The 20765-nt window shown below is 32.3% G+C and carries 16 protein-coding genes; 8 read left to right on the forward strand and 8 right to left on the reverse strand.

The window, feature by feature from the left end; all coding sequences use genetic code 11:
* Positions 1 to 4: 4 nt before the first annotated feature.
* Positions 5 to 589 (reverse strand): YceI family protein, encoded by a 585-nt coding sequence (locus IPK06_13585; GenBank protein ID MBK7981006.1) that lies wholly within the window; start codon positions 587 to 589, stop codon positions 5 to 7.
* 196 nt (positions 590 to 785) lie between these two features.
* On the reverse strand, positions 786 to 1415 hold the full coding sequence (locus IPK06_13590; protein ID MBK7981007.1) for a cation transporter: 630 nt from the start codon (positions 1413 to 1415) through the stop codon (positions 786 to 788).
* 87 nt (positions 1416 to 1502) lie between these two features.
* Between IPK06_13590 and IPK06_13595 the strand changes: the two genes are divergently transcribed.
* The gene (locus IPK06_13595) at positions 1503 to 2372 is read left to right on the forward strand and encodes a hypothetical protein (protein ID MBK7981008.1); all 870 of its coding nucleotides are present in this window, start codon (positions 1503 to 1505) and stop codon (positions 2370 to 2372) included.
* Between the two features lie 21 nt (positions 2373 to 2393).
* Here IPK06_13595 and IPK06_13600 read toward each other — a convergent pair whose 3' ends face one another.
* The 4 genes from IPK06_13600 to IPK06_13615 all read right to left on the reverse strand — a co-directional run bounded on the left by IPK06_13600 (position 2394) and on the right by IPK06_13615 (position 5339).
* Positions 2394 to 3335: an FAD-dependent oxidoreductase gene (locus IPK06_13600; GenBank protein MBK7981009.1), complete on the reverse strand. Its 942-nt coding sequence runs from the start codon at positions 3333 to 3335 to the stop codon at positions 2394 to 2396.
* 1 nt (position 3336) lies between these two features.
* Complete coding sequence (locus IPK06_13605; GenBank protein MBK7981010.1) at positions 3337 to 3684, reverse strand: thioredoxin; 348 nt, start codon at positions 3682 to 3684, stop codon at positions 3337 to 3339.
* A 163-nt stretch (positions 3685 to 3847) separates the two neighbouring features.
* Positions 3848 to 4093, reverse strand: coding sequence for a hypothetical protein (locus IPK06_13610; protein ID MBK7981011.1), 246 nt, complete (start codon positions 4091 to 4093; stop codon positions 3848 to 3850).
* A gap of 142 nt (positions 4094 to 4235) precedes the next feature.
* Complete coding sequence (locus IPK06_13615) at positions 4236 to 5339, reverse strand: aminopeptidase (protein MBK7981012.1); 1104 nt, start codon at positions 5337 to 5339, stop codon at positions 4236 to 4238.
* A 97-nt stretch (positions 5340 to 5436) separates the two neighbouring features.
* On the opposite strand from IPK06_13615, the gene IPK06_13620 reads away from it, so the two are divergent.
* Together IPK06_13620 and IPK06_13625 are read left to right on the forward strand one after the other, a co-directional pair.
* The gene (locus IPK06_13620; protein ID MBK7981013.1) at positions 5437 to 6435 is read left to right on the forward strand and encodes an isoaspartyl peptidase/L-asparaginase; all 999 of its coding nucleotides are present in this window, start codon (positions 5437 to 5439) and stop codon (positions 6433 to 6435) included.
* Between the two features lie 316 nt (positions 6436 to 6751).
* Positions 6752 to 7912 carry a CoA transferase gene (locus IPK06_13625; GenBank protein ID MBK7981014.1) on the forward strand — a complete coding sequence of 387 codons (1161 nt, stop codon included), beginning with the start codon at positions 6752 to 6754 and terminating at the stop codon, positions 7910 to 7912.
* Positions 7913 to 7967: 55 nt separating this feature from the next.
* Here IPK06_13625 and clpB read toward each other — a convergent pair whose 3' ends face one another.
* Positions 7968 to 10586 (reverse strand): ATP-dependent chaperone ClpB, encoded by a 2619-nt coding sequence (gene clpB, locus IPK06_13630; protein ID MBK7981015.1) that lies wholly within the window; start codon positions 10584 to 10586, stop codon positions 7968 to 7970.
* 217 nt (positions 10587 to 10803) lie between these two features.
* On the opposite strand from clpB, the gene mnmE reads away from it, so the two are divergent.
* The 4 genes from mnmE (at position 10804) to murQ (ending at position 15849) form a co-directional block, all read left to right on the forward strand.
* Entirely contained in the window at positions 10804 to 12162 is a 1359-nt protein-coding gene (mnmE, locus tag IPK06_13635; protein MBK7981016.1) for a tRNA uridine-5-carboxymethylaminomethyl(34) synthesis GTPase MnmE, read from the forward strand.
* 163 nt (positions 12163 to 12325) lie between these two features.
* Positions 12326 to 14203, forward strand: coding sequence for a tRNA uridine-5-carboxymethylaminomethyl(34) synthesis enzyme MnmG (gene mnmG / locus IPK06_13640; GenBank protein MBK7981017.1), 1878 nt, complete (start codon positions 12326 to 12328; stop codon positions 14201 to 14203).
* 15 nt (positions 14204 to 14218) lie between these two features.
* The gene (rsmG, locus tag IPK06_13645) at positions 14219 to 14899 is read left to right on the forward strand and encodes a 16S rRNA (guanine(527)-N(7))-methyltransferase RsmG (protein ID MBK7981018.1); all 681 of its coding nucleotides are present in this window, start codon (positions 14219 to 14221) and stop codon (positions 14897 to 14899) included.
* Positions 14896 to 15849, forward strand: coding sequence for an N-acetylmuramic acid 6-phosphate etherase (gene murQ / locus IPK06_13650; protein ID MBK7981019.1), 954 nt, complete (start codon positions 14896 to 14898; stop codon positions 15847 to 15849). The genes rsmG and murQ overlap by 4 nt, the downstream gene beginning before the upstream one ends.
* A gap of 5 nt (positions 15850 to 15854) precedes the next feature.
* Here murQ and IPK06_13655 read toward each other — a convergent pair whose 3' ends face one another.
* The gene (locus IPK06_13655; GenBank protein ID MBK7981020.1) at positions 15855 to 17270 is read right to left on the reverse strand and encodes a T9SS type A sorting domain-containing protein; all 1416 of its coding nucleotides are present in this window, start codon (positions 17268 to 17270) and stop codon (positions 15855 to 15857) included.
* A 150-nt stretch (positions 17271 to 17420) separates the two neighbouring features.
* Here IPK06_13655 and IPK06_13660 point away from each other — a divergent pair, with 150 nt between their 5' ends.
* The gene (locus IPK06_13660) at positions 17421 to 20675 is read left to right on the forward strand and encodes a glycosyl hydrolase (protein ID MBK7981021.1); all 3255 of its coding nucleotides are present in this window, start codon (positions 17421 to 17423) and stop codon (positions 20673 to 20675) included.
* The last annotated feature ends 90 nt before the right edge of the window (positions 20676 to 20765 follow it).

A 20765-nucleotide genomic window follows, 5' to 3' on the forward strand; every position in this document is an offset into this window, starting at 1 on the left:
CAAATTATTTTTTATTCAACTCAAGATTTATATTAATTGTAACATCTTCACTGACCACTAATCCGCCGGTCTCCAATGCTGCGTTCCATTTCAAACCATAATCAAATCTGTTAATCACTCCCGAAATTTTAAATCCTGCTTTTGTGTTTCCCCACGGATCTTTAACCGTTCCATTATATTTTACATCCAATGTAACTGATTTTGTCACATCTCGTATTGTTAAATCACCGACTAATTTATAATTTTTTTCGCTTACTTTCTTAAATGATTTTCCAATGAAAGTCATTTTAGGAAATTTTTCTGCGTTAAAGAAATCATCTGATTTTAAGTGCTGATCTCTTTTTTCATTGTCTGTGTTAATACTGTTTACATCTGCTGAAAAATTTATTTTGGCATCTTCAAAATTATTGTCGCTTTTTGATTCTACAGAAATGTCAAAATTATCAAACTGACCTTCTGTTTCGGTAATTATCATGTGGGTAACGCTAAAACCGATTTTTGAATGTGACTTGTCAATTGACCATGTTGTTTGAGCAAAATTAACTCCCGCTATTAACAAAAGTATTGCGGCGATTTTTATTGTTTTCATTTTTGTTTCCTTTTTTATGTTAAGATAATTTGTCTTATTTATAATTCAAATATACGTTATAACATTTGATGTTGCAACATATATTTTTGTCTTCTTCCAAAAAAATTCTGTTTCGGCTTTTAGCTAAATGAAGATTGTTATGAAATGCTTCTGATTTTGAATTGTTTTTCTCTTTTTATTTCCTTGTTTTTCTTCTTTAGTGGCAATTACACGAACACGTTATTGAAGCGGATTTGGATTTTTCAATGGCCTCTTTTCCTTCTTTAAATGAAAAATAGGCAATACCAATTGACCCAAGAATGTCTAAATATCCCACTTGAAAAATCTCATAAGCGGCGCTTGAGAAAAGCAGGACAAACGAAAGATAAAAACAGGTTTTCGTACAATTTGCATCGGCAACAATAGCGTCTGAATTTAGCGCCTTTCCCACTTTTAACTTTTTACGCATTAAAAAATACATCGTTAAAATTGATATAATAGAAATTATAATTCCGACAACGGTGCTTTCCGGTTTTTGATTATATATTATCTTTAGAATTGATCCGAGAATCAACCCAGCTGTTAAAATATAAAATGAAATTCCGGTAATTTTAAGGGCGGTTCTTTCAAAATTGTCGCGCTGTTCAACAGAGTTTTTCTGCATTCTCAATATCATGTGAAGAATTCCGATACCGGAAATTACTTCTACAAAACTATCTAAACCAAAACCGAACAACGCCAACGTTTCTTCTTCGGCGCCAAATAAAATAGAAAAAAATCCTTCGGCCAGATTATAAAGAATTGTCAAAATTGCAAGATTCTTTGCTATATATATATTGTTATTCATTATTTTACTTTCAAAAAAATTTTTATAAACTTATTTTTTTAAATGATTTATAATCAACTATTTTGATAAATTTTCTGTTTTGATCTCTTGAAAACAATTTTACTTATTTTTACAATTCTTTTAGGAATCTTTTTACCGGTTACACAATCATTTTCATTTTTAATAAAATATCTTTTAATGATAATGCTTTTCTTTTCATTCTTAAAGATGAATGTAGCGGTTTCCGATCTGACAATAAACCATTTTTATATTTTAATTGCAAATATTTCTATCCCGCTTCTGTTTTATTTTATATTGTATGAATCTGGAAATTCACAACTTGCTCAAATTGCATTTATTACCGGAATTGCTCCAACTGCAATAGCTTCACCAATAATCATAAATCTATTAAATGGAAAAATAGAGTTTACGGTAATTTCAATTTTAATAACAAATTTCATAATTGCTTTTCTTCTTCCGTTTTTAATTCCAATAATGTTAAATGGTTCTTCGTCAATAACTTTTTCCGATGTATTAGTTCCGGTTGCACAAATTTTTTTAATTCCTGTTTTTATTTCATTTATTTTAAAGAAATATTTTAAGAAAATTAAAACCAACCTGGAAGGTTTTAACAAATATGTCTTTTATGTTTTATTGTTGAACATAAATTTGGGAACCGCAAAAGCCAGTTATTATATAAGAGAAAATTTAAGTTTCGCCGATTCAATAATTTATAAAATTGCTTTAGTGTCTTTTTTATTATGCTTTATCTTTTTTTATTTGGGAAAGTTGCTGGCGCCAAAAAACTTGGCGGCTGAAGGTTCTCAATCTCTGGGTCAAAAAAATAATGGTTTTACGGTTTGGGTGGCTCTTTCTTTTATTAGTCCGTTAGCTGTTTTGGGACCCGTTTTTTATATACTTTTCCAAAACTTTTATATTTCTTGGCAATTGCACAAAATAAACAAGAGGCAAGAATAAATTATCTTGCCTTATAAACAATTAAACTAAAATTTCTTCTTTTTGTTTTTCTATATAATCCGCGGCACTCAGCGCAGCTATAGTTCCATCGCTTACAGAAGTTGTAATTTGTCTGTAACGTTTTGCTCTTGAATCTCCGGCTGCGAACACTCCTGAAATATTTGTTTCCATTAAATCATTTGTTATAATTTCGTTTTTGTTATTCAGCTCAATAATGCCTTTTAATGATTCCGTGTTTGGAACATATCCTATTAAAATAAACGCACCGTCTATTTCTTTGGTAGAAATTTCTCCGGTTCGCATATTTTTTATAATCGCTTTTTCAAGTTTTTCATTCCCAATAAACTCTTGAATTTCGGACTCCATAATAAAATTTATTTTGGGATTTGCCTTTGCTTCCGAGACAGCGCTTTCAAAAGCTTGAAAATGATCAAACTGATGAACAACTGTTACGCTTGAGGCAAACTTTGTTAGTGAAACAGCTTCTTCAAGCGCGGAGTTTCCGCCGCCGATAACTATAATGTTTTTGTCTTGAAAAAAATCTCCATCACAAGTAGCACAGTATGAAATCCCTTTCCCTTTAAAAGTTTCTTCACCTTTTGCGCCAATTGTTCTAGATTTGCCGCCGGTTGCCAAGATTATTGATTTTGCAAAAAATGTTTCGCTTCCGTTTATTTCAACTGATTTAACATCGTTACTCAAACTCAAATTAGTAACTTTTATATTTGACTTTACCAAACAGCCAAATTTTTCAGCCTGCTTTCTCATGTTTCTTGAAAGTTGATATCCGCTTATGCTTTCTATTCCGGGATAATTTGCAACTTCATGCGTCAGCACCATTTGTCCGCCTGCTGCTCCTTCATTTAAAATAAGAGTTTTTAATTTTGCTCTCGATAAATATATACCTGAAGTCAATCCTGCCGGACCGCCGCCAATAACAATTACGTCAAAATAGTTTTCCATTTCAGCTATTCAATTCCTTATCTAAAATACTTGTAACTTGATCCATATTTTGAATACTTGACGTAGCTTTTGCAACCTTTCCATTTTTATAATAAACCGTAAATGGTAATCCTGCAAAAGTTTTGCATTCAGGGAGGTTTCTTATAATGTGAGCTTCAGGACTATCGAAAGCCATATCAAAAAATTTTACGTGAGAATATTTATCCTGAATTTCTTCCATAACTTCATAAACTGGAATACACATTGGTCCCATTCTTCCGCAGCAAACCATTACATTTTCGTTTTCATTGACAATTTTTGTTAATTCGTTCGCTGTTGCAATATGATTTAATCCGGTAGATAATGTCATTGCTTTTTTCCTTAATAATTATAATAATTAAGGGTTTGATGCAAAATTTTTATTTTAGATTCTAAAATAAAATCGCGTGTTTATTTTTTATGGATTCTATCATTTAAAATTAAAAGGCAGAGTTTTAAGCTCTGCCGACGATTCTATCTAATTTAGGTTTAGACTATGCTTGTGGTTTGTTATATATAATTTTTCTTATTGAATCAAATTGGAGATATGGATAATCTTCCTGTATTTTTTCAATTGCGTCTCCCGCGCTGACTTCCTTTTCACGTAAATGATCAAACCTTTTTCTTATTATATAATCTCTTACGGATTTCTTATTTATTAACCCGCGACTATCAAGAATGGAATATATTTCATCACTTATTAATTCCGATAACGGATTTTCTAGGTCTTTGGTGTTCATAATAAAACCTTTCTTAATGTTGGTTATTTTTATTATATATAGACTTCCGAAAGGGTAACTTTGTTCCCTAAAATGTATCTTTATGATAATTTGACAAAAACCTAATGATCCCGGTTTAATATTCGGCGGTTTTTCTAAGTTCTTATATTCCCATTTTCTCTTTAATATTTTTTGGAATTGAGTCTTTATTAACAATTATTGCAACGGTTTTTAGTTTAACGTAGTTTTCCGACATATACCAATATCCGTTAAATTTCTTATTTTCGGTTCCCCATGAGTTTTTTGTGTAGTAAAATCTGGTTCCGTTTTGATCTTCGGCGGTTCCAACAATATGCATTAAGTGATCATCTGTTACGTCAAAGTTCTCAAATGCCGCTTGTCTAATTTCTTGTGTAATGTTTTTTTCAACTTCCGGTAGATTAGAATCTGTCTTTATATTTTCATCCGGAATTACGGCGTAGCATTCTTCCCTATAAAAATTATCTCTTCCGCTGTCTCCATCCCAACAAACAGAATAACCATTTTTAATTGACTTTTCAATTATTTCAATTAGTTCATCTAATGGAATATTATAATATTCCGCATTTGCCCAATTATCCGGCAAAGGTAAAATAAATTTTTTATAAAAAGGCTTATCTGTATATGAAGTTATTTCAACATAATCATCCGGATTAAATTTTGTTAATTCTTGAAATGCTTTTGGTGTGTATTCTTTTCCTTTATAAACAAAGGTTTCCGGTATTTTTCCTAAATAAATATCAATTACCGACGCAATTGCTTCTTTCCATCTTGGCGTAAGTTTAGCATTATCATCTTTAATAATTCCATCTAACATTCCCTGCAAAACACTTGACATTTCCGAGTGATTGTGTTTTTCCAAACCAATATTTTTTCCAGAATAAATGTTTTCCGGCGTCATTCCAAATTTTCTTACAACATTTAACAAATCATGAGCTTGTCCTCCTTCACCAAAATTAGCCTTTCCATGATATCTAACATAATTTTCAGCCATTGATAAAAGTTTGTGGTTTACCGTAAACATTTCGGATAAATCGGTTTCTTCAAATCCTTTTCTTAATAATTCAGTTTCAACAAAAGATGTGGTGGCAAAAACCCAGCAAGTGCCGGAATTTCCTTGACTTTTTACAGGTGTTGTTTTTAAAATATTTAAATTTTTAAATTCATGCCTGTCTTGTCCAAAATGTAAACTGAATATAAAAAATATTACAAACAAAAATTTTTTCACTATTTACCTCTTATAAAATTATTTTTCAACCTTTGGAATAATAAATATTTTTATCTTCACATATTAAATTCTGCAATAATTTTTAGGGAATAACAAAATGAAAGATAAATTATTAATACTTTTTGCCATTTCAATTATAATCGTTTCCTGTGTAAAGGAAATTAAAAATAATGATGCTGACGAAACGAAGCAAGAAAAAATTAAATTTGCTTTGGTAATTCATGGCGGTGCCGGAAATATTTATAAAGGAAGGTATTCTCCTGATCAAGAAAAAGAATATAAATCTAAGTTAGAAGAAGCATTAAACCAAGGTTATAAAATTTTAGGAAATGGCGGCAGTTCGGTTGACGCTGTTGAAACCGTAATAAGAATTTTAGAAGATTCTCCACTTTTTAATGCTGGAAAAGGCGCTGTTTTAAATAATGAAGGAAATGTTGAATTAGATGCTTCTATTATGAATGGTGAAAATATTGGCGCCGGCGGTGTAGCAGGAATAAAACATATTAAAAATCCAATTACTTTGGCAAGATTTGTTATGGAACATTCTCCACATGTTTTAATGTTTGGAGATGGCGCGGAAAAATTTGCTGATGAATTTGGATTAGAAAAAGTTGAAAATTCATATTTTAAAACTCAAGAAAAAATTGACGATTTTAATAAAAGTAAGGAAGCCGAAAAATCCAAACATGGAACCGTAGGCTGTGTGGCGCTTGATAAAAAAGGTAATTTAGCGGCAGGAACTTCTACCGGCGGAATCAGTGGAAAAAAATTCGGCAGAGTAGGAGATTCTCCAATTATTGGCGCCGGAACTTACGCAAATAATAAAACTTGTGCAATTTCTTCAACCGGACAAGGTGAATATTTTATTAAAAATGTTGTCGCTTATGATATTGCCGCTTTAATGGAATACAGAAAATTATCGATTGCCGCCGCTGCCGAAGAAGTTATTAACGTAAAGCTAAAAAGTCAAAATGCAAAAGGCGGAGTAATCGGTATTGATAATAACGGAAAAATTATAATGTGCTTCAATACAGATGGAATGTTCAGAGGATATAGAAAAAATGGTGAAAATCCTGTTGTGGAATTATACAAATAATTATAGAATTTCTTCATGTACTAATAATTATGAAAATTTGTTTTATATTTGTTTAAAATTAAGTTTCAAAAAAAATTATACACACACTATATTATTAATTTGTTTAATTAATTTTAAATAATAATAAATAATAACTTTGTTAATATGTGGATAAACAAAAAATAGTTGATAAATTTAATATAATCACAGGAAAAACAAATATATAAATGTTGATAAGTTTTGAATAAAATTTTTATATCAACATATACTGAAATAAGTAGAACTTACTAACAAATTATTACAGAGTTATTAACATTTTTAATCGACTTGTTAACAAATGAGAATTTTTAAGAATTTAACCATTTTAGAACTTTCTTCGGTTTTAGCAGGACCATCTGTCGGAATGTATTTTGCCGAACTTGGTGCAAACGTAGTAAAAATTGAAAACCCAAATACAAACGGTGATGTTACAAGAAGTTGGAAACTTCCGCAGGAAGACAAACAAGATGATCTTTCGAGTTATTTTTGCTCGGTTAATTGGGGTAAAAAATCTATTGCCTTAAATTTAGAAAAGTCAGAAGATTATAAAGTATTCAAAGAGTTGGTAAAAATTTCTGATATAATTACCGTAAGTTATAAATTTGGAGATGATACAAAACTTAAAGTAGATTATAAATCGATTAAAAAAATAAATCCAAAAATAATTTACGCACAAATAACGGGTTTTGGATTAGATGACGAACGTACTGCTTTTGATGCGGTCATTCAAGCTTACTCAGGATTTATGTATATGAACGGGTTGCCGGAAACAGATCCCTTAAAAATGCCAGTTGCTTTAATTGATATATTGGCAGCTCATCAAATTAAAGAAGCTATTCTTTTAGCATACATAGAAAAATTAAAAACCGGTAAAGGAAGTTTTGTTGAATGTTCACTTTTACAGACCGGAATTTCATCTTTGGCAAATCAAGCTTCAAACTTCTTAAATGCCGGAATTATTCCGCAAAGAACCGGTTCGGATCACCCAAATATTTTTCCTTATGGAACAACTTTTTTAACTTCCGATAACAAACATATTTTGCTTGCAATAGGAAATGATAAACAGTTTAAATTATTTTGCCGATATTTTGATTTTGATAACAAAATCGATTTGGAAAAACATTCATCAAATTTTAACAGAGTTAAATTTAGAGAAGAACTAAAAAGAAACATTTCAGAAATTTTATGTAAATATAACTCTAAAAAGTTGATAAAAATTTTAGATACAATTAAAATTCCGTCAGCTATAGTAAAAAATATGAAAGAAGTCTTTGAACAAGAGAAGGCGAGAGAATTATTATTAATTGAAGAAAAAGACGGAAAAAAATATTATGGAGTTAGAACCAATACGGCAATAATTAATGATAAAAAATTTATAAAAATCTCTTCACCGCCGCATTTAGATGAAAATAGAAAAGATATTTTAAAGCTCATTAAAAAGACAAATACGAAAATTTGAAGTAAGGAATGAAAATAATCATTCCTTACAAAGTTTTGCTTTTATGACTTTTTATTTATTCCTTTATGAAAATAATTTTTCCATCTCCGGAATAACTTACTATAACAGTATCTCCTGAAACAAATTTATTCATTAAAATTTCAGTTGAAAGCGGATTTATTAAATGCCTCTGAATAGTTCTTTTCAAAGGTCTTGCTCCGTATGTTATATCAGAACCGATTGAAAGCAGAAAATCTTTTACTTCATTTTTAATAACCAAAGTTATATTTTTTTCTTGTAACAATTTTCCGACTTTCTGCAGCTGAATATCAATAATATTTTTAAGTTCACTTTTAAGCAATGGTTTAAATAGTACAACCTCATCAATTCTATTCAAAAACTCGGGTCGTATTGTTTTTCTTAAAAGATCGCTTAGTTTTAGTCTAAGTTCGCCTAAAATTTCATCATAATTATCTTCATTAAATTCATGCAATTTTTCCTGAAATAAATGAGAACCCAAATTTGATGTCATTATAATTATTGTATTTTTAAAATCAACCGTCCTTCCTTGATTATCAGTTAATCTTCCATCATCCAAAACTTGAAGAAGTATATTAAAAACGTCCGGATGAGCTTTTTCTATTTCGTCTAAAAGCACAACAGAATAAGGTCTTCTTCTTACAGCTTCTGTTAATTGTCCGCCTTCTTCATAACCAACATATCCCGGAGGAGCTCCGACCAAACGGGAAACAGAATGTTTTTCCATATATTCAGACATATCTATTCTAATCATTGCGTGTTCATCATTGAATAAAAATTCAGCAAGAGCACGCGCAAGCTCTGTTTTACCAACACCGGTTGTTCCTATGAAAATAAATGAACCAATTGGTTTTGACGAATCCTGCAAACCTGCACGAGATCTTCTAATCGCATTGGCAACCGCGTAAACGGCGTCATTTTGACCAATAACTCTCAAATGAAGCTCATCTTCCATTCTTATTAATTTGCTTCTTTCGCTTTCCAACATTCTGCTTACGGGAATTCTAGTCCATTTTGCAACAACCTCAGCTACATCTTCTGCATCAACTTCTTCTTTCAACATTTTACTCGATTTTTGAATTTTGGAAAGTTCTTTAGATTCTGCGTTTAGTTTTTTTTCCAAATCGGCAATTACACCATATCTTAATTCCGCAACCTTTCCTAAATTACCCTCACGTTCAAATTTATCGGAAAGAACCTTTGCGCTTTCAACCTCACTCTTTAAACCCTGAATAGTTTTAATTTTATCTTTTTCCAAAGACCAATGAGATCTTAACAAATTTCTTTCTTCTTGAAGACTGCTTAATTCAGAAGATAATTCTTCTAAACGCTGTGCAGAGTCATTGTCTTTTTCTCTTTTTAAGGCTTCTCTTTCTATTTCAAGCTGTTTAACCTTTCTTTCCAGCGCGTCTAATTCTTCCGGCATTGAATCTATCTCAATTCTTAATTTTGACGCTGCTTCATCTATAAGATCAATTGCTTTGTCAGGTAAAAATCTATCGGTTATATATCTGCTTGAAAGCTGAACAGCAGCGACAATAGCGCCATCGGTAATTCTAACACCATGATGAACCTCATACCGCTCTTTTAATCCGCGCAATATGGAAATTGTATCTTCTTCAGATGGTTCTGAAATAATTACCGGTTGAAATCTGCGTTCAAGAGCGGCGTCTTTTTCAATGTGTTTTCTATATTCGTCAAGAGTTGTTGCACCAATAGCATGAAGTTCTCCGCGCGCAAGAGCTGGTTTTAGAATATTAGCGGCATCCATAGCACCGTCGGTTTTACCTGCTCCAACTAGTTGATGTATTTCATCAATAAATAAAATAATTTCACCATTTGAACTTTGAACTTCTTTTATTATAGATTTTAATCTTTCTTCAAACTGTCCGCGGTACTGCGTTCCAGCAACAAGAGCACCCAAATCTAATGCGATAATATTTTTTGTTTTAAGATTTTCGGGAACATCTCCGGAAACAATTCTGTGTGCCAAGCCTTCTGCAATCGCTGTTTTTCCCACGCCGGGTTCACCAATTAGAACAGGGTTGTTTTTTGTTCTTCTGGATAAAACCTGAAGTACTCTTCTTATTTCTTCATCTCTGCCGATAACAGGATCAAGTTTACCCGAACGAGCTAAGTCATTTAAATTTCTTCCAAATTTTTTTAATGACTCGTATGTGTCTTCTGCGTTTTGAGAGGTAACTCTTTGTGTTCCTCTTATATCTTTAAGAGCCGCAAGAATTACATTTTTCGTTATATTATTTTTTTTAAGCAATTCTCCCGCTTTTCCGCCGTCTTCACACAATGCCAAAAGCAGGTGCTCGGTTGAAATATATTCATCCTTAAGATTATTTGCCTCAACAGCAGAACGATCAAAAAGTTTGGCAGTATTTTGAGACAATTGCTGATTGCCAATTCCCGCACCAGTTACTTTTGGCAGTGATTCTAAAAGCTCTGCTATTTTAATTTTCATTTGAGAAACATTCGCACCGGTTTTCTGTATCATTGATTCCGCTACACCGCCATTTTCCTGCAGCATAGAAGCAAGAATATGATCAGGTTCAACAATTTGATTGTTGTAGTTTTGTGCAATTTCAATGGCGTTCTGCACAACCTCCTGAGCTTTTATGGTTAACTTATTTAAATTAAAAGACATTTATTTTCCTCATTATTTCATTTTTTTCATCTAACAAAAAATTTATGCAAAAGTTTCATATCGTTTTGTTAAAGTTTAAAATAAAAAATTTTTACTCAAATAAAAAGGTTCTGTAAGTCTATTAAAAATAAGAAGTTAGTTAACCTTATAAATTGTTATTGACAAATATTAATATTAAGTTTACAGCTTTATATTTAAAATACTATGTTAACATAAATTGTTATTATCAAACGAAGATACAATTGCTGCAATAGCAACACCAATTGGAATAGGCGCAATTTCTGTTATTAGAGTGAGCGGACCAGATAGTATTGAATCTGTTTCAAAAGCATTTGTAGGGAAAAAAAATCTTAATTCTGTAAAAACGCACACAATCCACTATGGAAAAATAGTTGATCAAAACCATACTGTAATTGATGATGTATTGGTTTCGGTTTTTAAAAGCCCACACTCATATACCGGAGAAGATTCAATTGAAATAAGTACACATGGAAGCCCGTTTGTATCAAATAAAATTCTTGAAACTTTATTAAAACAAAATATAAGGTTGGCAGAACCGGGAGAATTCACAAAGAGAGCTTTTTTAAATGGTCGAATAGATCTTTCACAGGCTGAAGCAGTAATTGATATAATAAACAGCAGAACTAACGCTTCGTTAAAAGGAGCGCGCAGCCAGTTTGATGGTTTGTTATCACAAAAAATAGATGCTCTAAGACAAAGTTTAATTAATTCATCTTCCTTAATTGAACTTGAGTTGGATTTTGCCGAAGAAGATTTGCAATTTGTGTCACTTGAAAAAGTTAGGCTCGAAATAAAAAACACCATTTTGGAAATACAAAAACTTGTTGACACATATAAATTCGGTAAAGTTTTAGTCGATGGGGTAAATGCTGTTTTTGTCGGTAGACCAAATGTTGGGAAATCATCTTTGTTAAATTATTTGGTTAAAGAATCAAGAGCAATTGTAAGCCATATTCCGGGAACGACGAGAGATGTTATTCGTGAAGAAATTTCTATTGATGGTGTTTTATTTAAAATATTTGATACTGCTGGAATTAGATTTTCTGATGATGAAATTGAAAAGGAGGGTGTTTTAAGAAGCAGAAAAGCCGTTGAAAATGCCGATATTGTTGTTTTAATTTCCGACGTTTTTTCAGGGTTTCCTTTTGATCTGTATGATGAAATTTTAAAATTAACCAATCCGGAAAAAGTGATTTTTGTAATTAATAAAATTGATTTAAATAATAATTTCAATTTAGAAGACAATTATGGTATCTCCGCAAAAACAGGGGATGGAATTGAAAAGTTTTTAGAAGTATTAAAAAAGAAAAGCTTTATTACGGAAACGTTTAGCGAAAAGAACGCCGTTGTTTCAAATTTGCGACATAAAACTGCATTAGAAAAAACAATAGAGCATTTAGTTAAAACTATTGATTCTATTGATAAAAAGTTAAGCGGAGAGTTTATTTCTGTTGATTTGAGAAATGCAGAAAGTGCGTTGGGCGAAATTATTGGCAAAGTTACATCCGACGATATTTTAAATAATATTTTTTCAAAATTTTGTATTGGAAAGTAATTCAGTATTCTTAATACGGTTTGAATTTTGAAAATAGTTTCACGTGAAACATATTTTTGAAATAGGTAAAAAGTTTCTATTGTTTCACGTGGAACAAGTTAATAGAATTATTAAAATAAGAGTTATTTATTTTATTAAATAATTTTTATTTAGAAAGAAATATATGAATTCATATGATATAGTTGTTATTGGCGGAGGGCATGCTGGAATTGAAGCTGCTGTCGCACCGGCAAAAATGGGACTTGCAGTGGCAATGGTTACTATGGAAAAAAACGCCATTGGCAGAATGTCTTGTAATCCAGCAATAGGTGGAAGCGCTAAAGGTCATTTGGTGCATGAAGTCGATGTTTTAGGCGGTGCAATGGGATTAATTGCGGATAGATCCGGAATTCAGTTTAGAACCTTGAATAAATCAAAAGGGCCTGCAATTTGGGCTGGACGATGTCAATCAGATAGAAAATTATATTCGGAAGCGGCGGTTCAAATAATAGAAACAACACCGAACATTGAAGTAATTGAAGACTCTGTAATAGAAATTATTGTTGAAGATAAAAAAATTATTGGAGTAAAAACACTCTCTGGAAACGAAATTAAATGTAAAGCGGTCATTGTTTCTTCGGGTACATTTTTAAATGGAAAAATGCATACAGGATTTCAGTCAACTATTGGAGGACGTTTTGGTGAACGCGCATCCACAGGTTTAACGGAAAATTTGAATTTGCTTGGATTTAAGTCAGACCGTTTGAAAACAGGTACACCTCCAAGATTATTGTCAAATTCAATAAATTTTGATGTTTTAGAAGAACAGCCTGGTGATGAAAACCCTGAACCGTTTTCATTAAGAACGGAGAAATCAAATTTCCCAAGCCTTCCTCAAGTTAGCTGTCACATTACTTATACGGACGAAAAAGTTCATAAAATTTTAGAAAAAGGGTTTGATAGATCGCCTTTGTTTACAGGTTTAATAAGCGGTGTTGGACCAAGATATTGTCCTTCAATTGAGGATAAAGTTGTTAGATTCAGCGATAAACCCCGACATCAGCTTTTTATTGAACCGGAAGGTTTGGATGATCCATTGGTTTACCTAAACGGATTCTCTTCTTCTTTGCCGGAAGAAATTCAATTTGAAGCTCTTCGTTCAATTAAAGGACTTGAAGAAGTTGTTATGGTTAGACCGGGTTATGCCGTGGAATATGATTATTTTCCACCATATCAAGTAGATTTAACTTTAGAAACAAAGTTGGTTGAAGGATTGTATTTTGCGGGACAGGTAAACGGGACCTCTGGATATGAAGAAGCAGCGGCGCAAGGAATAATAGCTGGAATAAACGCGGCATTGAAAATTCAAAAGAAAGAAGAATTTACTTTAAAAAGAAGTGAGGCTTACACGGGTGTCTTAATTGATGATTTAGTTGGAAAATCCACAAATGAACCTTATAGAATGTTTACATCAAGAGCAGAACACCGACTTTTACTAAGACAGGATAATACAGATAGAAGATTACTAAGATTCGGATATAAATTAGGCTTGGTTGAAAAAGAGTTATTGGAAAAGTTAGAATATAAGGAAGAATTGATTAGAAAAACTATAGATTTGTCTTCGGAAATAAAATTTTCTCCAAAAGAAATAAATAAACTTCTGGAGGTTAAGCAATCTACACCCTTGGATAATGCTGAAAGTTTAAGCAAATTAGTTAAACGACCGGAATTAAAATTAAAAGATATACTTGTAAACGCAGACAATAACAAATATCCAATTATTAACGAATTACTTAATAACGATGAAGCTTTGTTACAAGTTGAAACGGAATTAAAATATGAAGGATATATAATAAGACAACAAGACCTTATTTTGAAAATGGAAAAACTTGAAGATCTTAAAATACCGTTAAATTTTGATTATCTTAAAATGAAAACAATTTCTACAGAAGGAAAAGAAAAACTAAATAAAATTAGACCGCGATCAATTGGGCAGGCTTCCAGAATTTCGGGAGTCTCGCCTTCAGATATTTCGGTTTTATTAGTATATTTAAAAAGTTAATTTTTAGGTGGTTGCTTGAAAACAAGAAAAGATTATATCAAAGAAATTAAAACTCTTCTTTGGGAAAATCAATTGAATGTTAGTGATTACCAAGTTGAGCGACTTGCACATTTTGCAGAACTTGTTGTAAAAAAAAATCAGGACCTAAATTTAATTTCCAGAAAAGATGAAGAAAATATAATTGAAAATCATATTTTCATTTCTTGGTTTGTAACCGAGTTTCTTCCGGAAAACGTAAGCAGCTTTTTAGATATAGGAACGGGCGGAGGTTTTCCAGGCATTCCTTTTGCGATAGCCAAGCCGCTTATGAAAGGAGTATTAGTTGATTCTACGGGCAAGAAAATTGAAGCCGTTAAAGAATTCATTAGCAAATTAAAATTAAGCAACGTTTTGGTTGAAAACTCTAGAGTTGAAAGCGAAGAATTTATTAAACAGTATAAAAATAATTTTGATTTAATAATTAGCCGTGGAACAGTTCCGCTAATAATTTTATTTAGATACGCTATCCCATTAATAAAAGAAAAGGCGTATTTGTTTGCAATTAAAGGCGGAGATATTGAAGAAGAGTTTAATACGGCAATTCTTAAATATAAACCTCATGTAAAAAAATCAACAATATTTGAGCTGGCGTATAAACCGTCTAACTTAAGAAACGTTAAAGATAAAAAACTTGTTCTTTTGGAAATTGTAAAATGAGTTTGGAAAAATCAAACCTTTTTAACGAAATAAGCAATTTAGCAACAGAACAACGAAACCCAAAATCTACCAATATTGATTTTTTATCTTCAAAAGAAATTTTAAAGATCATAAACGAAGAGGATAAATTAGTGCCTCTTGCTGTGGAAAAAGAACTCCCTTATATTGAAATAGCGGTTGAAAAAATTGTTGAGGCTTTGAGAAACGGCGGAAGACTACTTTATTACGGCGCCGGGACAAGTGGAAGATTGGGAGTTGTAGATGCTTCTGAATGTCCTCCGACATTCGGCACTGATCCGGAAAAAATTAAAGGATTTATTGCCGGAGGAAAAGAAGCAATGTTCACAGCTCAAGAAGGAGCGGAAGATCATGAGGAAAACGGAGCAAAAGATATTCTTGAGGCAAGTGTTACGGAAAAAGATATTGTCTGCGGAATAGCGGCAAGCAGAAGAACTCCATACGTAATTGGAGCAGTAAAAAAAGCAAAAGAACTGGGGGCAGTAACAATTTTTATTACTTGTACTCCGAGAGAAACTTTTAATATTAAAGAAGTTGATATTTCAATTTGCCCCTATGTAGGTCCGGAAGTTGTAATGGGTTCAACTCGAATGAAAAGCGGAACAGCACAAAAATTAGTGTTGAATATGCTTACAACAACATCAATGATTAGATTAGGGAAAACCTATGAAAATATGATGATCGATCTGCAAATGACAAATAAAAAATTGGTTGAAAGAGCAAAAAGAATTGTGATGATGATAACCGGATTAAATTATGATGAATCTACTAAGTATTTGGAAAAATCCCATTATCATGTTAAATCGGCTTTGGTAATGATTTTGGCTGATGTTGATTTCAAAGAAGCGCAGGAAAGATTAATTTCTTCAAATGGAATCGTTCGAAAAGCCATAAACCTTGATAAAACAAACTCAATTGATTTTAATTTATAATATTTTTATTTAAGCAAAACCATGCTTTTGGTTATTGAAAACCCCTCAGAAAATAAATTATAAAAATAAACTCCACTTGAGTATTTTCCTGCGTCAAAAACAGTTTCATAATTTCCCGAGGTTAAAGCTTGATTTACCAATGTCGCAACTTCCTTTCCTAATGTATCATAGACTTTTAATTGAACATTATGAAAAGTTTCATATGGCGAAGTACTTTTAGGAATTTCATATTTAATTTTTGTAAGCGGATTAAAAGGATTTGGATAATTTTGAAAAAGAACAAAATTTTCCGGTGATATATTAGAATTGTTTAATCCAATCTTAACGGGATTTTCATCCTCCCAGTTCATTTTCATTTTAATAAATTTTGATAAACTGTCAGCCATTTTTTTATGATGCCGAACGCGCGGATGCTTCTGCCAGCTCTCGTCAAAAGGGAAAAAATATGTTTCAAGATTTAAATCATTTTTCAAACGAAGATTATTAACAGCTTGTATAATATATCCGGGCCAAGGCGATCCTGCTTTTGTCGCATCCATATTTCCAAGAGCACAGATAATTAATGACTTTGGATGAACGGCTCTAATTTGTTTAACAAAATTTTCGTAAGCTTCCACAATTTGAGTAGAATCAGGAACGGGATTTAAATTTTTAATAAGCCAGCTGTCGTTTTGAAATAAATTTATTACAACCACGTCAGGAACAAATTTTTCAAAATCCCAATTACTACTTTCATCATCAGGATTTAAGCGATAATAGTAATTCGGCATTATCAAATCAAACCAGCTTATCAAAATTCCAATTCCGCTTTTTGCCGTGCACATATATTCGGCATTTAATAATCTTGATGTAATTGCGCCGTATGCCAAAAAGTTATTTTCATCTTTCATTTTATCGTCGTTTGCATTATCAGCTGCTTCGTTTCCCATTCCGCAAGTTATTGAGTTTCCGTAAAAAACAATTTTCCTTTTCGGTCTTTCATCGGGAGGAAGAATAGTTTTATTGTCAAGCAGTTGAATTCCTAAAAATTTTGTCGGACCCGTTGATGCTTCGGTTCTTCGGAAAATCAGCAAACTGTGAAGCGTATCCTTTAATGTAGCAGAAACCAAATAACTTTTTTGTCCGGCTTCGCAATCAATAATAATTGGGTCATCATAATTTTCATCAATGAAAACATTATAAAAAGATTCTCCGGTTTTATCATCTAAAACTAGCATTAAATATTTACCTTCGAACTTTGTTTTTATAGATGTGCCAGGCCAGAATAAAATAGGTTTTAATGAATCAGAAAAATCTATTCTTCCGGTAAATTGAAAGCTTGGATTATCGGGTTTAATAGTATTTAAAGAAACGGAATCGCAACGATAAAATATCAACAGAATAAATATCGTTATGACAAAATCAAATTTTTTTGAATTCATATTACACCTAATAATTTTAAAATATTATTTACGAACAATTTTTATAATTATTTATTAATTTGCATCAAAGCTGTTCATTTCTATAACATAATTTATTTTAAATATGATTTTAAAATTAAATAATCATTTTAAAACAATTGGAAATTTTATATGGATAAAAAAATCTTAATACTCTTAATATTAATACTTTTTCCAACATTCATTTTCTCACAAGAAAATGAAAAAAGTAAAGATACAAACAAAGTAAATTTCGATGGATTAAAATGGCGCAGTATAGGTCCGGCGTTTACCTCCGGAAGGATTGCGGATATTAAAGTAAACCCAAAAAATAAAAGTGAATATTATGTTGCCGTAGCAAGTGGAAATATTTGGAAAACAATAAACAGCGGAACAACTTTTGAACCCATATTTGACAAATACGGAGCATATTCAATTGGATGCTTGGCAATAGATCCGGAAAACCCCAATGTGATTTGGGCCGGAACCGGAGAAAACAATCATCAGCGCGCGCTTGGATACGGTGACGGAATTTACAAATCCAGCGATGCCGGAAATTCCTGGCAGAATATGGGACTAAAAGAATCTCGGCAAATTGGACAAATCGCAATCGATCCAAGAAATACAAATATTGTCTTTGTCGCCGCTGAAGGTTCTGTATGGGGACCCGGCGGAGACAGAGGATTATATAAAACTTCCGACGGAGGAAAAACTTGGAAAAAAGTTTTGGAGATAAGTAAAAATACCGGAGTTAACAATGTAATTATTGATTTGAAAAATCCGGATATAATGTACGCAACATCCGAACAGAGAAGAAGACACGTATTTACAAAAATTGGTGGAGGACCAGAGTCAGCCGTTTATAGATCAGTTGATGCAGGTGAAACTTGGGAAAAAACAATGGAAGGATTACCTAAAGTTGATCTTGGCGGAATGGGAATAGATATTTCTCCTGCAAATCCGGATTATATTTATTTAAGCGTTGAGGCAGCCGAAGACCAAGGAGGATTTTTTAGATCGGTAAACCGAGGTGCGACTTGGGAAAAAATGAGCGATCAAAATTCCTCAGGTCAATATTTTAACGAAATTTTCTGCGATCCGATAAATCCGGAAAAAATCTACATGGTTGATGTTTATTCAAAAGTAACGGTTGACGGTGGAAAGACATGGAATAATGTAGGAAACGATAACAGACACGTTGATGATCATGCGTTTTGGATAGACCCAAGCAACAACTCCCATTTTTTAATTGGCGGCGACGGCGGAATTTATGAATCATTTGATAATGGCAAAACATTTGACTTTAAGGAAAATTTACCTGTTACGCAGTATTACAGAGTAAGCCTGGATAATGATTATCCTTTTTATAATGTTTTTGGCGGAACACAGGACAACAACAGTATGGGCGGACCTTCAAGAACAATAAACAGTGATGGAATTATTAACGACGATTGGTTTGTTACAAACGGCGGTGATGGATTTTGGACCGCGGTTGATCCAAATGATCCAAATATTATATATGCGGAAGCGCAGTACGGTAATATGGTTCGCTATAATAAACTTACGCAAGAAGCTGTTGATATTAGACCGGAACCCGGAAAAGATGAGTTAACTTATAAATGGAATTGGGATACACCTCTAATTTTAAGTCCGCACAAATCTACTCGACTTTATTGTGCCGCAAATAAAGTTTTCAAAAGCGATGATAGAGGAAATACATGGGAAACGATTAGCGATGATTTAACCACTAAAACCGATAGAAATTCTTGGCAGGTAATGGATAAATTTTGGAGTTTCGACGCAGTTGCGAAAGATAAATCAACATCGCTTTGGGGAACAATTATTTCACTAAGCGAATCACAAGTAAAAGAAAATTTACTATATGCCGGAACAGATGACGGACTAATTCAAATAAGTGAAGACGCAAAAACTTGGCAAAAATCTTCGCAAGCTCCCGGTGTTCCGGAATTTACTTATGTGAGCGATATTCTTCCATCTAAATTTGATGAAAATATTGTTTTTGCTTCTTTCAATAATACAAAACGCGATGATTTCAAACCGTATCTATTTAAAAGTAATGATAAAGGAAAAACTTGGAAATCTTTAAGCGGTAATCTTCCTAAAAATGGAGCGGTTCAAACCATTGAGCAGGATTTTGTAAATCCGGATTTATTATTTGTCGGAACCGAATTTGGAATATTTTTCAGTAATGATGGCGGAAAAATCTGGAACCAGTTAAAAGGTAATTTACCTACAATTTCAATTAAAGATATCGCAATTCAAAAAAGAGAAAATGATTTGGTTATCGCAACATTCGGCAGAGGTTTTTACATTCTGGATAATTATTCTGTATTAAGAAGTGCGGATGAAAATGCGTTAAAAGCCGAATCAAAATTATTTCCTGTAAAAGATGCTCTTTGGTTTGTTGAAGCTACCGGAAGATACGGACAAGGCGCAACATATTTCAAAGCTAAAAATCCTGAGTTTGGCGCGACCTTCACTTATTACTTAAAAGATGTTCCAAAAACATTAAAGGAAATTCGTAAAGAAAAAGAAAAAAAATTATTTAAAGACGCAAAGAAAATTCCGCAACCAACAAATGATGAAATTCTGATTGAGAAAAATGAAACAGTGCCGTATTTAATATTTTCAATTTTGGATGAAAATAACAACGTAGTAAGAAAAATTACCCAATCGGCTAAAAAAGGAATAAACAGAGAAGTTTGGGATTTGAGATATGAAAGTCCGAACCCGCTGACAGAAAAAGATAAATTTGATCCGGCAGCAAAACCCAGGAGCAGCTCATTGGTTCTTCCCGGTAAATTTAAAGTCGGTCTATCAATTGTTACAAGAGACGGTGAAAAAATACTTTCCGAACCATTGGAATTTAATGTTGTACCGATAAACAAAGATAAAAAAGTTGACGACAAAGAAGAACTGGTTTCATTTCAGAAAAAAGTTAACCAACTTTCAAGAACAATTAATGGAACTGAAAATTATTTGAAAGAAATGATTTCCAAAGTTGATAAAATGAAGCAAGCAATTTTATTAACACCTGGAACGACATTCGAATTATTAAAAGAGGCGGATAAAATTAAAAATGACTTAAACGAAATTTCGCAAAAGTTTAGTCGACAAAGTAATTTTCCGAGCGTAGAAGAAAATCCGCCATCTTCACTTACCATAAATGAAAGACTTGACGTTTTGAGGTATACACATTCCAGATCGACGGAACCGATTACAAATAAAGAGAAAGTCGCTTATGATGTTTTGGCTGATGAATTTCCTAAGGTATACAATCAAATTAAAAAAATATCCGAAACGGATATAGCAAATTTGGAAAATAAATTAAAGAATCTTGGCGCGCCAGCAATTCCGGGAAGCTTGCCGGAATTGAAGTTGAATTAATTAAAAAATTATAGATGACATCTTTTGAAAAGGTGTCATCTATAAACAATCATGTCGAAGTTTATTGAGCAAACATTTAAAGAAATTTAA

The organism is Ignavibacteriota bacterium (genome assembly GCA_016713565.1).
GTDB lineage: Bacteria > Bacteroidota > Ignavibacteria > Ignavibacteriales > Melioribacteraceae.

Bases quoted from the DNA above. Each gene is read 5' to 3' on its own strand.
- murQ (MBK7981019.1), top strand. From the start codon at position 14,896: ATGAGTTTGGAAAAATCAAACCTTTTTAACGAAATAAGCAATTTAGCA.
- IPK06_13660 (MBK7981021.1), top strand. From the start codon at position 17,421: ATGGATAAAAAAATCTTAATACTCTTAATATTAATACTTTTTCCAACA.
- IPK06_13590 (MBK7981007.1), bottom strand. From the start codon at position 1,415: ATGAATAACAATATATATATAGCAAAGAATCTTGCAATTTTGACAATT.
- IPK06_13610 (MBK7981011.1), bottom strand. From the start codon at position 4,093: ATGAACACCAAAGACCTAGAAAATCCGTTATCGGAATTAATAAGTGAT.
- IPK06_13655 (MBK7981020.1), bottom strand. From the start codon at position 17,270: ATGAATTCAAAAAAATTTGATTTTGTCATAACGATATTTATTCTGTTG.
- IPK06_13600 (MBK7981009.1), bottom strand. From the start codon at position 3,335: ATGGAAAACTATTTTGACGTAATTGTTATTGGCGGCGGTCCGGCAGGA.
- IPK06_13605 (MBK7981010.1), bottom strand. From the start codon at position 3,684: ATGACATTATCTACCGGATTAAATCATATTGCAACAGCGAACGAATTA.
- mnmG (MBK7981017.1), top strand. From the start codon at position 12,326: ATGAATTCATATGATATAGTTGTTATTGGCGGAGGGCATGCTGGAATT.
- clpB (MBK7981015.1), bottom strand. From the start codon at position 10,586: ATGTCTTTTAATTTAAATAAGTTAACCATAAAAGCTCAGGAGGTTGTG.
- IPK06_13585 (MBK7981006.1), bottom strand. From the start codon at position 589: ATGAAAACAATAAAAATCGCCGCAATACTTTTGTTAATAGCGGGAGTT.
- IPK06_13620 (MBK7981013.1), top strand. From the start codon at position 5,437: ATGAAAGATAAATTATTAATACTTTTTGCCATTTCAATTATAATCGTT.
- IPK06_13625 (MBK7981014.1), top strand. From the start codon at position 6,752: ATGAGAATTTTTAAGAATTTAACCATTTTAGAACTTTCTTCGGTTTTA.